Origin of the sequence: Actinotalea subterranea (assembly GCF_008364845.1) — a bacterium.
Taxonomy (GTDB): domain Bacteria; phylum Actinomycetota; class Actinomycetes; order Actinomycetales; family Cellulomonadaceae; genus Actinotalea; species Actinotalea subterranea.
Window position 1 is genome coordinate 179,019 of sequence record NZ_VTTP01000004.1, and the last position, 12,728, is coordinate 191,746.

Below are 12,728 nucleotides of genomic sequence, written 5' to 3' on the forward strand. Positions count from 1 at the left end.
GAACACAGTGAAGCTCAACCGACACAGCCGGATGGCGACGGTCGCAGCCATCGGCGCGCTCTCGCTGACCCTCGCAGCGTGCGGTTCGGACAACGCGGTCGAGGACGACGCCGCCGGCAGCACCCCTGACGCCGAGCAGGCCTCCACCCTCTCCGGCCAGCTCGAAGGTGCGGGCGCGAGCTCGCAGGAGTCCGCGATGCAGGCATGGATCGCCGGCTTCCAGTCGCAGAACCCCGACGTCTCGGTCGCGTACGACCCGGTCGGCTCGGGCGGCGGTCGCACCCAGTTCCTCGAGGGCGGCACGCAGTTCGCCGGCTCGGACGCCGCGCTCAAGGACGACGAGCTCGCCCAGGCGGCTGACCGCTGCGTGAGCGGCGAGGTCGCCGAGCTCCCCCTCTACATCTCGCCGATCGCGGTGATCTTCAGCCTCGACGGGATCGACTCCCTGAACATGTCGCCCGCCACCGTCGCGGGGATCTTCGACCAGAAGATCACCAACTGGAACGCCCCCGAGATCGCGGCGGAGAACCCCGACGTCACGCTCCCGGACCTCGCGATCACGCCCGTCAACCGCTCGGACGAGTCGGGCACGACGGAGAACTTCACCGAGTACCTCGCGGCGACGGCCCCCGAGGCCTGGCCCCACGAGGCCAGCGGTGACTGGCCGGTCGCGGGCGGTCAGTCGGCCCAGGGCACGTCGGGCGTCGTCCAGACGGTGACGGACGGCCAGGGGACCATCGGCTACGCGGACGCCTCGAAGGCCGGCTCGCTCGGCACGGTCGCCATCAAGGTCGGCGACGAGTACGTCCCGTACTCGCCCGAGGCCGCGGCCGCCGTGGTCGACGCCTCCCCGCGGGCCGAGGGCCGGCCCGAGGCCAGCCTCGTGGTCGAGCTGGACCGCACGACGACGGAGCCCGGCGCCTACCCGCTGGTGCTCGTGTCCTACTCCCTCGCGTGCACCGAGTACGAGAGCAGCGAGGACGCGACGCTCGTCAAGGCGTTCTACTCCTACATCGCCAGCGAGGAGGGGCAGCAGGCCGCCGCTGAGGCGGCAGGCTCCGCGCCGATCTCGGACGAGCTGCGTACCGAGGCCCTCGCGGTGATCGAGGCGATCGCCTGACACCCGCGTGACTCGACCGCCGGTGGCCTGCCCGACCCTTCGGGTGGGCCACCGGCGGCCGTACGTCCCGCAGTGGCCGTACCGTCTGAACCTGTGAGCCTGCCCGGACCGCCAGGCCCTGCACACCCCGTACGCACCTCCCGCCCCACGGAGCACCTGTGAGCAACAGCCCCCAGCTCGCCCGCCCGACTGCCGCCGAGACCGCGGCCGTCGCCGCCCCGGCACCCTCGTCCGGGGCCCCGGGTGACGGGCCCCGCACGCCGGTCCGCGGCCACCCTCACCGGGACCGTGCCGGCCGTGCGTTCTCCACGGCGGCGACCGTCGCCGGCAGCACCATCCTGGTGACGCTGGCGGCAGTGGCTGTGTTCCTCGTGCTGCGCGCCTGGCCTGCGCTGTCCGCCTCGCCCGAGGAGCTCACCGAGGGGATCCAGTGGTTCCCCGAGGGCACGACCCTCCTCGGCTTCGTCGGGCCGATGCTCTTCGGCACGGTCCTCGCGTCGGTCATCGCCCTGGCCGTGGCCGTGCCGGTCTCGACGGGCATCGCGCTGTTCATCTCGCACTACGCGCCGCGTCGCATGGCGAACGCCCTCGGTTACCTGATCGACCTGCTGGCCGCGATCCCGAGCGTCGTGTACGGCCTGTGGGGTGTCGCGTGGCTCGCGCCCAGGCTTCAGCCGGCCTGGGCGTGGCTGTCCGAGACCCTCGGGTTCATCCCGCTGTTCGAGGGCCCGGCCGCCAACCCTCCGCGAGTCATCCTGACGGTCGGCATCGTCCTGGCCGTGATGATCCTGCCGATCATCACGGCGGTCGCGCGGGAGGTCTTCCTCCAGACGCCGCGTCTGCACGAGGAGGCGGCCCTCGCGCTGGGCGCGACGCGGTGGGAGATGATCCGGATGGCCGTGCTTCCCTTCGGCCAGTCCGGTCTGATCAGCGCCTCGATGCTCGGCCTGGGGCGCGCGCTGGGCGAGACCATGGCCGTCCTCATGATCCTGTCGCCCGGCCTCACCTACTCGCTCGCCCTGCTCCAGGCCGGGCAGCACCAGACCATCGCCGCGAACATCGCGAACCAGTTCCCGGAGGCGAACCCCCTGGGCGTGAGCACGCTCATCGCCACGGGCCTCGCGCTCTTCGTCATCACCCTCGCGGTCAACATGGCCGCCCGCTGGGTCGTCGCCCGGCGCAAGGACTTCTCGGGAGCGAACTGACATGGCCACCCTCGAGCAGTCTGCTGAGCCGCGTTCGGACCGGCCCACCACGCGTGAGCTGCTGACGCGCGGCGACACCCGACGCAAGGCGACCGACCGCGTCATGGCGGTCGTCGTCACCCTGGCCTTCGTCGTCGCGCTCATCCCGCTCCTGTCGCTGTCCTGGACCGTCCTGAGCAACGGCATCGGACGCCTGAGCCCGTACTTCCTGAGCGTCTCGATGCGCGGCGTCTTCGGTGGCATGGACGCGGGCGGCATCTACCACGCGATCCTGGGCACGGTCCTGGTCACGGGGGTCGCGGCGCTCATCTCCGTCCCGATCGGCATCATGACGGCGATCTACCTCGTGGAGTACGGCACCGGCCCGCTCGCCCGCGCGGTGACGTTCTTCGTCGACGTCATGACGGGCATCCCGTCGATCGTCGCGGGCCTCTTCGCGTACTCGCTGTTCTCCTTGTTCCTCGGGCCGGGCGTGCGGTTCGGCGTCGTCGGCTCGGTCGCCCTGTCGGTGCTGATGATCCCGGTGGTCGTCCGCTCCTGCGAGGAGATGCTCAGGCTCGTTCCCAACGAGCTCCGTGAGGCCGCGTACGCGCTCGGCGTGCCCAAGTGGCTCGCGATCCTCAAGGTCGTGGTCCGCACGGCGATCGCCGGGATCGTCACGGGGGTGATGCTGGCCGTGGCCCGGGTCATCGGCGAGACGGCTCCGCTGCTGGTCACGGTCGGGGTCATCGACTCGATCAACACGAACGTCTTCGAGGGCCGGATGATGACCCTCCCGGTGTACGTGTTCCGTCAGTACGCGCAGGGCCTCGTCCCGTGCGCCGACGGGGCCACCGACTGCATCGCGACGATCAACATCGACCGCGCCTGGGCCGCCGCGCTGACGCTCATCCTCATCGTGATGCTGCTCAACCTCGCGGCCCGCATGATCAGCAAGTTCTTCGCCCCCCGTACCGGCCACTAGGCCGGGCGAGAGCCCGACCCAGACCGGTTCCGAGAGAGAGACCCCCCAGTGGCACAACGGATCGACATCAAGGACCTCAACGTCTACTACGGCAGCTTCCTCGCCGTGGAGGGCGTCACGATGGCCATCGAGCCACGCTCGGTCACGGCCCTGATCGGACCTTCCGGGTGCGGCAAGTCGACGTTCCTGCGGACGCTGAACCGGATGCACGAGGTGATCCCCGGCGCGCGCGTCGAGGGCAGCCTGACCATGGACGGGGTGGACCTCTACGGGTCGGACGTGGACCCCGTCGCGGTGCGCCGCCAGGTCGGCATGGTGTTCCAGCGGCCCAACCCGTTCCCGACGATGTCCATCGCGGAGAACGTCCTCGCGGGCATCCGGCTCAACAACCGGCGGATCTCCAAGTCCGACGCGCGCGACGTCGTCGAGCAGTCGCTCGTCGGCGCGAACCTCTGGAACGAGGTGAAGGACCGTCTCGACCGGCCCGGCTCCTCGCTGTCGGGCGGTCAGCAGCAGCGCCTGTGCATCGCACGCGCCATCGCGGTGAAGCCCCAGGTCCTGCTCATGGACGAGCCCGCGTCGGCGCTCGACCCGATCTCGACGCTCGCGATCGAGGACCTCATCGCGGAGCTCAAGGACGACTACACGATCGTGATCGTCACGCACAACATGCAGCAGGCGGCGCGCGTGAGCGACCGCACGGCGTTCTTCAACATCGGCGGCACGGGTCAGCCCGGCCGGCTGATCGAGATGGATGACACGCGCACGATGTTCTCGACGCCGACGGAGAAGTCGACGGAGGACTACATCTCCGGCCGCTTCGGGTGACGCCTCGGGTGTGCGGCGCCCGAGCGGCGCCGCACACCGTGGGACCGTCCCAGGACGGCTCGGTCGGCTCGGTCAGCGGACGAGCGGCTCGAGGATCTCGCGGACGTGCGCCGCCGTCGGGACCCGCCCCGACAGGACGAGCTGCTCGTCGACGACGAGTCCGGGCGTGCTCATGACGCCGTAGCCGACGATGGTCGGGAAGTCGGTGACCTTCTCGACGGTCGCCTCGACGCCGAGCTGCTCGAGCGCCTCGCGCGTGACGCGCTCGAGGTTCACGCAGTTGGCGCACCCGGGCCCCAGCACCTTGATGATCATGACAGCTCCTCTCAGCCGAGCACGAGGTTGAACAGGTAGCCCACGGCGATGATGCCGAGGGCGACGACGCCCACGAAGGCGGCGATGAGCGGGGGCCGCAGCACGCGGCGCAGCAGGATGATCTCGGGCAGGCTCAGCGCGACGACGGCCATCATGAACGCGAGCAGCGTCCCCATGGGCAGGCCCTTGTCGTGCAACGCCTCGACGAGCGGGAGCACACCTGCCGCGTTGGAGTAGAGCGGGACCCCGATGAGGACCGCGACGAGCACCCCGGCGGGGTTGCCCGGCCCGGCGTACGTCGCGAAGAAGTCCTCGGGTGCCCAGCCGTGGATCACGGCGCCGAGCCCGATGCCGACGAGCAGGTACGGCCAGATGCGGCGCAGGATCGTGCCGACCTCCTCGACGCCCATCTGGATGCGCTGGTCCCAGGTGAGCCGCACCGTCGAGTCGATGAGCTGACCGCCGAGCCGCGTCTCGAAGACGAACGGCTCGATCCAGCGCTCGGCGCGGATCCGGCCCAGCACGAGGCCCGAGACGATGGCGATGACGAGGCCTGCACCGACGTACAGGAGGGTGGGCCCGACGCCGAAGAGGCCGAGCAGGAGCGCGATGGCCACCTCGTTGATCAGCGGGCTCGCCACGAGGAAGCTCATGGTCACGCCCACCGGCACGCCGGTGGCCAAGAAGCCGATGAACGCGGGCACCGCGCTGCACGAGCAGAACGGTGTGATGACGCCGAGCGCGGCCGCGAGCACGTTGCCGACGCCCTCGCGACGGCCCCCGAGGAGCGCGCGGGTGCGCTCGACGCTCATGAACGAGCGGAGCACCGTGACCACGAAGATGATGCCCGCGAGCAGCAGGACGATCTTCACGGTGTCGTAGAGGAAGAAGTGGATGCCGGAGCCGAGGCGGCTCTCGGGGTCCTGCCCGGCGAGGTCGAAGACGACTGCGTCCCAGAGCGGACGGTTGAGCTCGTAGGCCGCGAACCACACGGCCGCGGCGCCGACGAGCGCCGCAACCCGCAGGACGGGCGTCGTGGGCCGGAGGCGTTCGACGAGGGTCATGGGGTGCCGCCGGCTCCGGGGAGGGACGCGACCATGCGCCCGCGGGCGTCGGGGGCGAGCGAGTAGTCGACCCAGCGGCCGCGGCGGCTCGTGGTCACCAGGCCGCAGTCGCGCAGGACCTTGAGGTGGTAGCTCAGCAGGTTGCCCGCGACCGGCACGCGTTCCTGGATGTCGCAGACGCAGCGCGGCTGCTCGGCGAGCGCGTCCAGGACGGTCCAGCGGACCGGGTCCGCCAGGGCCTGGAGCACCGTCAGCGCGTCGTCGCGCGCGCCTGCCTCTGCGGCGTCGGGGCTCGTGCCGCGTGCAGGTGCGGCCGTCGCCGCGATCGCGTCGGCCAGCTCCGCGGGGCGCTCCGAGACCTCGGTGCGGGGTGTCACCTCAACGCTCGTTGATTCAGCCACGCTTGAAACGTACGACTTTTGGCGCGCCCTGGGACGGGACCTTCGTGCCCCCCGGGGCTCGCGGCCTGCCGGAGCCTCAGCCCGCGTCGGGCACCAGGTCGGCGTACTCGGGCAGGGCGCCGTCGAGCACCGGGACGCGCACGGACGACGTGCCGCCCTGGTCGGTCGAGACGGAGACCTCCAGGTACGCGCCGGGTGCGACGGGGACCTCCTCGAGGTCCACCGCCTCGTCGTCCGGCCCGAGGACGACCGTCTCGCCGGCGGGCACGTCGATGCTCACGGGCGTGCCGCCGTCGGGCGTCGTGAAGGTGAGCTCGGCGTCCGACGAGCCCGCGTTGCTGACGGCCCCGAGCATGGTCCCGGGCGCACCCTCCTCGGCGGCCAGGACGATCAGGTTGGTGGCCGTCACGTCACCCAGGTCCACGCCCACGCCGTCGGACGCCTGGTAGGAGCGGTCCGTGGTGATGGTGTTCGTCGCCGAGCACGCGCTCAGGCCCGCGCCGAGCACCAGGCCCAGGCCGACGACGAGGCCGGTGCGCATCGCGGCGCGGGCGGGGACGGGGCGACGACGACTGGTCACGGGGAGCTCCTGGGACGCGGCGAGGAGGGGCACGAGGACGGCAGCGGATCGAGGCCCAGACTAGTGCTCGGCCGGGGGTTCACCCTCGCGTGCGCCCCTGACCTGGGCAAACGGTCCTGGTCGGCCGTCGGTGCAGGCAAAAGGCATGGTAAGATGGGCATCCGCGAAAGGGGACGCCTCCACATGACCTTCACCGTAGGCGAGACCGTTGTCTATCCGCACCACGGCGCAGCACTGATCGAGGAGATCAAGACCCGGACCATCCGCGGCGAGGACAAGCTGTACCTCAAGCTCAAGGTCGCCCAGGGCGACCTGACCATCGAGGTCCCCGCCGAGAACGTCGACCTGGTCGGGGTCCGTGACGTCGTCGGGCAGGACGGGCTCGAGAAGGTCTTCGACGTGCTGCGCGCGCCGTACACCGAGGAGCCGACCAACTGGTCGCGTCGCTACAAGGCGAACCTCGAGAAGCTCGCGTCGGGCGACGTCATCAAGGTCGCCGAGGTCGTGCGTGACCTCTCCCGCCGGGACGCCGACCGCGGCCTGTCCGCGGGCGAGAAGCGCATGCTCGCCAAGGCGCGCCAGATCCTCGTCTCGGAGCTCGCACTCGCCGAGCACACCGAGGAGGAGAAGGCCGAGGCCATCCTCGACGAGGTCCTGGCCTCCTGACCTGCGCCGTTCGTCCAGCAACGGCACACCCGTGCGCGTCGCCGCCGTCCTGACTGCCGCGGGCAGCGGCAGCAGGCTGGGGCACGAGCTCCCCAAGGCGCTCGTCGACCTCGGCGGCGCCACGGTCGTCGTGCGAGCCGCGCGGGGGCTCCTCGCCTCCGGCGTCGTCGACCTCCTTGTCGTCACCGTCCCGGCGGAGCACCAGGGTGCCTTCGCCGCGGCCCTGACGGCTGGCGAGCTCGAGCCCGACGTGCCCGTGACCCTCGTGGTCGGCGGCGCGAGCAGGCAGGCGTCCGTCGCCGCCGGGCTGCGCGAGCTCCCCGCCGACGTCGACGTGGTCCTGGTGCACGACGCGGCGCGGTGCCTCACGCCCCCCGCGATGGTCGCGCGCGTCGTCGCGGCCGTCCGCGCCGGCCACCGTGCCGTCGTGCCGACCGTCGCCGTCACCGACACCCTCGTCGAGGTGGGGCCCGACGGCGTCCGCACCGTCGACCGCACCACGCTGCGTGCCGTGCAGACACCGCAGGGCTTCGACCGGGCGCTGCTCGACAGGGCCCACCGTGCCGCCGCGGACCGCGCCCACGACGAGCGCCAGGCAGCAACCGACGACGCGTCGCTCTGCGCAGCCCTCGGCGAGCCCGTCGCCACGGTCGACGGAGCCGACGAGGCGTTCAAGATCACCACGGCGCGCGACCTCGCCGTCGCGCGGACCCTGGTCAAGGAGGACGCATGACGACGAGCCACTCAGCCACCGCGGGCGGTGTCCCGCTGCCGCGGACCGGCATCGGGGTGGACGTGCACGCGTTCGCGCCACCCGGGTCGGGCAGGCCCATGTGGCTCGCCGGCCTCCTCTGGCCGGGGGAGGAGGGGCTCGTCGGGCACTCCGACGCGGACGTCGCCGCCCACGCCGCCGCCGACGCCCTGCTGTCCGCGGCCGGCCTCGGCGACCTCGGCTCGAACTTCGGCACGGCGGAGCCGGCGTGGGCGGGAGCCTCGGGCGCATCCCTGCTCGCCGAGGCGGCGCGCCGGGTACGTGCGGCCGGGTTCGCGATCGGCAACGTGGCCGTCCAGGTGATCGGCGTGCGCCCACGGATCGGCGCGCGACGCGCCGAGGCGCAGGCGGCGCTCACCGAGGCGTGCGGCGCGCCCGTCTCGCTCTCGGCCACCACGACCGACGGGCTCGGCCTCACCGGCCGTGGCGAGGGCGTCGCCGCGATCGCCACGGCCCTCGTCGTCACCCGCTGAGGCTGCGCGCCGCCCGGGTCCCACCGGTCCGCCCGGCTCCCACCGGGTCGGGCAGCGCCGCTGGGCCCGGCACCCCCGTCGGGTCGGGCGCCGTCGCGAGGCCCGCGCGCGGACGCGGGCGCGCGGACGCCACGAGCACGCCGGCGACCACCACGACGCCCAGCCCGAGCTCCGCGAGGGGCACCCGCTCGCCCAGCGCGAGCCACGACGTCGCGAGGCCCGCGACGGGGACCAGCATCGAGAACGGTGCGACGGTGCTCGACGGGTAGCGCTTCATGAGCGTCGTCCACAGACCCGAGCCGACGACCGTCGCCACCACGACCGTGTAGGCGAGGCCCAGCAGAGCCGGGGCGCCCGTCGACGCGCCGAGCGTCGTCAGCGACGTCGCGATGCGCTCGGGGCCGTCCAGGACGAGCGCGAGCGCCAGCATCGGCAGCGGCGGCACCACGGACATCCAGAGCGTGAGGCGCAGGGGGCTGTCGGGCGCCGCCAGCCGCGAGCTGAGGTTGCCGAGCGCCCAGCCCAGGGCCCCGAGGAGGGTCAGGAGCACGGGGACCAGCGCGGCGTCCCCGCCGAGGTGCCCGCGGTGGACCGCGATGCCCGCGAGCCCGACGACGGCCAGCCCCGCCCCGGCCGCCGTGCGCGGCGAGAGGCGCTCGCGGAGCAGGACGGCGGCGAGCAGCACCGTGAACGGGGCCGACGCCTGGAGCACGAGGGAGCTGAGCCCCGCCGGCATGCCCAGGTCCATCGCGAGGTAGAGGAACGCGAACTGGAGCACACCGAAGCCCAGGCCGTAGCCGAGGAGCCAGCGCACCGGCACTGCGGGGCGCGGGACGAGCAGGACGGTCGGGACCGCGATCAGGGCGAACCGCAGGGCGACGAGGAAGAACGGCGGGAAGTGCGCGAGGGACGCGTGGATGGCCGTGAAGTTGACGCCCCAGAGCACGGCGACGAGGCAGGCGAGGAGGCGGTCACGCGGCGTCATGGGGGGAGTCTGGTCAGCCCCGGCCGTGCAGCACCAGCGAATCTTCCTGGACCGTTCCTTTAGCATCCCTTCATGGACCCGATCCACCTCGAGACGCTGCGGGCCGTCCGGGACCGCGGCGGCGTCACGGCCGCCGCCCACGCGCTGCGGATCACGCCCTCCGCCGTCTCGCAGCAGCTCAAGGTGCTCGGACGGCAGGCGGGCGTCCCCATGACCGAGCGTGTCGGTCGTGGCGTGCGCCTGACGCCCGCCGGCGCCGAGCTCGCGGACGTCGCGGTCGACGTCGCCGTCGCCCTGCGCCGGGCCGAGTCCGCGTGCGAGCGCTACCTCGCCAGGCCCGAGGGGACCGTGCGGGTCGCCGCGTTCCAGAGCGGCGCGCAGATGCTGCTCCCCGGCCTGCTGCGCCGGGTGTCCGACGCCGGCGGGATCCGCGTCGAGGCTTCCGACGAGGACGTCGCCCAGCGCGACTTCCCGGCGCTGACGGTCGACTTCGACGTGGTCGTGGCGCACCGGCCCGACGGCGAGCAGCCGTGGGGGAGCGCGGTCGACGTCGTCCCGCTGCTGCGCGAGCCGCTCGACGTCGCGCTCCCGCCCGGGCACCGCCTCGCGGGGCGCGCGAGCGTGTCACCGCGTGACCTGGTCGACGAGCCCTGGATCGCCGTGCGCGAGGGCTTCCCCGTCGCCGCCGTGCTCGACGAGGTCGCGCTCCTGGGCGGGGCCCCGGCCCGCGTGGTCCAGCGCATCAACGACTTCCACGTCGTCGAGGCTCTCGTCGCCGCCGGGCACGGCATCTCGCTGCTGCCGCGGCACACGGCCGACCACCGCGACGGCGCCCGGTTCAGCCTCGTGCCGCTCGCGGGCGTCCGGGCGGGCCGCCAGGTCGAGGCGCTCCTGCGGCCCGACCGTGCGCAGCGCCTCGTCGTGCGGCACGTGCTCGAGCACCTGCGGGCCGAGGCCGCAGCCATCGGTGGCCGGGCCGGTGGCGACGTCAGGGCTTGAGGATGATCTTTCCCTGGACCTTGCCGTCGATCCCCGCCCGGTGCGCGCGCGCGACGTCGGCCAGGTGGTAGGTCGCCCCGACGCGCACGTCGAGGTGGCCGTTCTCCCAGTGCCTGACGAGGGCCGCCCGAGCCTTCATCCGCACGTCCTTGCCCGGGTCGGCCCCCTCGCCCCCGCCGAGCAGGTGCACGCCGAGCTGGGCGCCCCGCCGGAAGCCGGCGATCGTCGCGATCCGGTGGCGGTCCGTGACCAGCGTCGCGGACGTGTCGAGGGCCTCGTCGGTCCCCGCGGTGTCGATCGCGGCCGACACGCCCCCGGGGGCGGCCGCACGCACCCGGTCCGCGAGGCCGGGCCCGTAGGCCACGGGCACCGCGTGCAGGTCGGAGACGTACTCGTGGTTCACGGGGCCCGCCGTGCCGATGACCCGCGCGCCCTTGGCGTGGGCGAGCTGGACCACCATGGCCCCGACGCCGCCGCTCGCCCCGTGCACGAGGACCGTGTCACCGGCGCCGACGCGCGTCGCCTCGAGGGTGTGCGCTGCCGTGACACCGGCGACCATCAGCCCCGCCGCCTTCTCCCAGCTCAGGCCGGCCGGCTTGGGCAGGAGCGACGTCGCGCGGACCAGCACGCGGTCGGCGTAGGCGCCCGTGACGGGGTACGCGATGACCTCGTCGCCCGGCTCGACGCCCTCCACGTCCGGCCCGACGGCCAGCACCACGCCGGACGCCTCGTGACCGAGCCGCAGGGGGAGCTTGCCCGGGTCGGTGCCCCACGCCCCCGAGTAGCTCTTCCAGTCCGACGGGTTGACCCCCGCGGCCCGCACCTCCAGCAGCACCTGCCCCGGGCCGGGGCTCCCGTTCCTCACGTCCACGAGGGCCAGGACCCCCGGGTCGCCGTACGCCGTTGCCACCACCGCGCGAGCCATACCCCGATCATGTCCCGGCCCGGCGGGAAGGTCCAGGGTCGGCGGGGACGGGTACGCCGCCGACCGCTCAGCCCGGGGTGACCGCTCCGACCGGGCCGAGCACGCGGTCGGTGTAGGCGTTCGCGAAGACACCCTCGGGGTCCACGGCGCGGCGGACGGCGCCGAAGTCCGGCAGACGCGGGTAGAGCTCGCCGATCCGTGCCGCGTCGAGGCCGTGCAGCTTGCCCCAGTGCGGGCGACCGTCGACGCTGCGCACGATGGCCTCGACGGCGTCGAAGTACCTCTCGTGCGGGAGGCGGTGGTACTGGTGGACCGCGATGTACGCGGAGTCGCGGTCGTGGGCGGTCGAGAGCCACACGTCGTCCGCCGCGGCGAACCGCACCTCGAGCGGGAAGTGCACGGGCTCGCGCGTGCGGGCCAGCCACGCGTCGATCTCCTCGAGCACGGGGCGCAGCTCCGCGCGCGGCACCGCGTACTCCATCTCCCGGAACACCACGCGCCGGGGTGAGACGAACACGTCCGCCGACGGCGCGCAGTACGTCCGGTCCGCGAGCGCCCGCGCGGCGACCGCGTTGACCGCGCGGACGGTGCCGGGCGCGGCGGCCGTGAGCCGGCTCGTCAGGCCGAGGGCGGCGTTCGACACGAGCTCGTCCTCGACCCATCCCCGGAGCCGTCCCAGGGACGGCCCGGTGCCGGCCGGCACCCGGTCGTTCCGCTTGACGAGCGCGCGCCGCGTGAACGGGAACCAGTACAGGTCGACGTGGTCGGTGCGCTCGACCCAGCCGTCGGGCCCGTCGAGCTGGTCCAGGGCCGCGGTCAGCTCCCACGTCTCCTCGCGGGCCCTCAACGTGAACGCCGGCACGGTGCGCAGCGTCACGGCGACGAGCACCCCGACGCAGCCGAGGCCGAGCCGGGCCGCCTGGAAGAGCTCGGGCTCGTGCGTCGCGTCGGCGTCCACGACCGAGCCGTCGGCGCGGACCACGCGCACGCCCACGACCTGCGTCGGCAGCCCGCCCAGCCGCGCACCCGTCCCGTGCGTCCCGGTCGAGATCGCTCCCGCGATCGACTGCCGGTCGATGTCCCCGAGGTTCTCGAGCGCGAGGCCCCGCGCGGCGAGCTCCCGGTTGAGCGCCCGCAGCCGGATCCCGGCACCGACCGTGACGTCCGCGCCGCCGTCGGGCCGGCGGGCGACCGTCTCGACGCGGCACAGGGGGTCGAGGTTCAGGAGCGTCCCGTCGGTCACGGCGACGGGGGTGAACGAGTGCCCGCCGCCCACGGCCCGTACCCGCTCACCGGCCCGTGCGGCCGCGCGCACCACCCGCACGACGTCGTCCTCGTCACGGGCCCGCAGGTAGCGGCGTGCGTCGGCCGTCACCGTGCGGGCCCAGTTGTGCCACTGCGCTGCACGCCGGGTCATGACGGCGACTATCG

Annotated in this window: 15 protein-coding genes; 8 read left to right on the forward strand and 7 right to left on the reverse strand. The window is 73.4% G+C overall.

All coding sequences use genetic code 11. From position 1 onward, the window contains the following. Positions 1-7: 7 nt before the first annotated feature. From FZ988_RS09485 to pstB, 4 genes are all read left to right on the forward strand, one after another. Entirely contained in the window at positions 8-1,120 is a 1,113-nt protein-coding gene (locus FZ988_RS09485; protein WP_246169374.1) for a phosphate ABC transporter substrate-binding protein PstS, read from the forward strand. A 158-nt stretch (positions 1,121-1,278) separates the two neighbouring features. Then, on the forward strand, positions 1,279-2,325 hold the full coding sequence (gene pstC, locus FZ988_RS09490; protein WP_149203776.1) for a phosphate ABC transporter permease subunit PstC: 1,047 nt from the start codon (positions 1,279-1,281) through the stop codon (positions 2,323-2,325). A 1-nt stretch (position 2,326) separates the two neighbouring features. Continuing rightward, entirely contained in the window at positions 2,327-3,289 is a 963-nt protein-coding gene (pstA, locus tag FZ988_RS09495; protein WP_149203777.1) for a phosphate ABC transporter permease PstA, read from the forward strand. Positions 3,290-3,337: 48 nt separating this feature from the next. Further along, positions 3,338-4,117, forward strand: a complete 780-nt coding sequence (gene pstB / locus FZ988_RS09500; protein ID WP_149203778.1) for a phosphate ABC transporter ATP-binding protein PstB — start codon at positions 3,338-3,340, stop codon at positions 4,115-4,117. Between the two features lie 72 nt (positions 4,118-4,189). On the opposite strand, the gene FZ988_RS09505 is transcribed toward pstB, so the two are convergent. From FZ988_RS09505 to FZ988_RS09520, 4 genes are all read right to left on the reverse strand, one after another. Further along, positions 4,190-4,432 carry a thioredoxin family protein gene (locus FZ988_RS09505; protein WP_149203779.1) on the reverse strand — a complete coding sequence of 81 codons (243 nt, stop codon included), beginning with the start codon at positions 4,430-4,432 and terminating at the stop codon, positions 4,190-4,192. Between the two features lie 11 nt (positions 4,433-4,443). Further along, entirely contained in the window at positions 4,444-5,496 is a 1,053-nt protein-coding gene (locus FZ988_RS09510) for a permease (RefSeq protein WP_149203780.1), read from the reverse strand. Next, positions 5,493-5,873, reverse strand: a complete 381-nt coding sequence (locus FZ988_RS09515) for an ArsR/SmtB family transcription factor (protein WP_246169375.1) — start codon at positions 5,871-5,873, stop codon at positions 5,493-5,495. The genes FZ988_RS09510 and FZ988_RS09515 overlap by 4 nt, the downstream gene beginning before the upstream one ends. 100 nt (positions 5,874-5,973) lie before the next feature. Then, positions 5,974-6,477, reverse strand: a complete 504-nt coding sequence (locus tag FZ988_RS09520) for a hypothetical protein (RefSeq protein WP_149203781.1) — start codon at positions 6,475-6,477, stop codon at positions 5,974-5,976. Between the two features lie 183 nt (positions 6,478-6,660). Between FZ988_RS09520 and FZ988_RS09525 the strand changes: the two genes are divergently transcribed. The 3 genes from FZ988_RS09525 to ispF are packed head-to-tail and all read left to right on the forward strand — an operon-like array spanning position 6,661 to position 8,388. After that, positions 6,661-7,143 carry a CarD family transcriptional regulator gene (locus tag FZ988_RS09525; protein ID WP_149203782.1) on the forward strand — a complete coding sequence of 161 codons (483 nt, stop codon included), beginning with the start codon at positions 6,661-6,663 and terminating at the stop codon, positions 7,141-7,143. 31 nt (positions 7,144-7,174) lie between these two features. After that, positions 7,175-7,876 carry a 2-C-methyl-D-erythritol 4-phosphate cytidylyltransferase gene (gene ispD / locus FZ988_RS09530; protein ID WP_149203783.1) on the forward strand — a complete coding sequence of 234 codons (702 nt, stop codon included), beginning with the start codon at positions 7,175-7,177 and terminating at the stop codon, positions 7,874-7,876. Then, positions 7,873-8,388: a 2-C-methyl-D-erythritol 2,4-cyclodiphosphate synthase gene (gene ispF / locus FZ988_RS09535; protein WP_149203784.1), complete on the forward strand. Its 516-nt coding sequence runs from the start codon at positions 7,873-7,875 to the stop codon at positions 8,386-8,388. Before ispD ends, ispF begins: the two co-directional genes overlap by 4 nt. Here ispF and FZ988_RS09540 read toward each other — a convergent pair. Next, positions 8,378-9,373: an EamA family transporter gene (locus FZ988_RS09540; protein WP_149203785.1), complete on the reverse strand. Its 996-nt coding sequence runs from the start codon at positions 9,371-9,373 to the stop codon at positions 8,378-8,380. The genes ispF and FZ988_RS09540 overlap by 11 nt on opposite strands. Positions 9,374-9,445: 72 nt before the next feature. On the opposite strand from FZ988_RS09540, the gene FZ988_RS09545 reads away from it, so the two are divergent. Beyond that, a complete protein-coding gene (locus FZ988_RS09545; protein WP_149203786.1) occupies positions 9,446-10,372 on the forward strand; it encodes a LysR family transcriptional regulator in 927 nt (308 codons plus the stop codon). Here the strand turns inward: FZ988_RS09545 and FZ988_RS09550 are convergent. Together FZ988_RS09550 and FZ988_RS09555 are read right to left on the reverse strand one after the other, a co-directional pair. Next, positions 10,362-11,297, reverse strand: coding sequence for a quinone oxidoreductase family protein (locus tag FZ988_RS09550; RefSeq protein ID WP_149203787.1), 936 nt, complete (start codon positions 11,295-11,297; stop codon positions 10,362-10,364). The two genes, FZ988_RS09545 and FZ988_RS09550, sit on opposite strands and share 11 nt — an antisense overlap. Positions 11,298-11,364: 67 nt before the next feature. Beyond that, positions 11,365-12,714 carry a D-arabinono-1,4-lactone oxidase gene (locus FZ988_RS09555; protein WP_149203788.1) on the reverse strand — a complete coding sequence of 450 codons (1,350 nt, stop codon included), beginning with the start codon at positions 12,712-12,714 and terminating at the stop codon, positions 11,365-11,367. Positions 12,715-12,728: the final 14 nt, after the last annotated feature.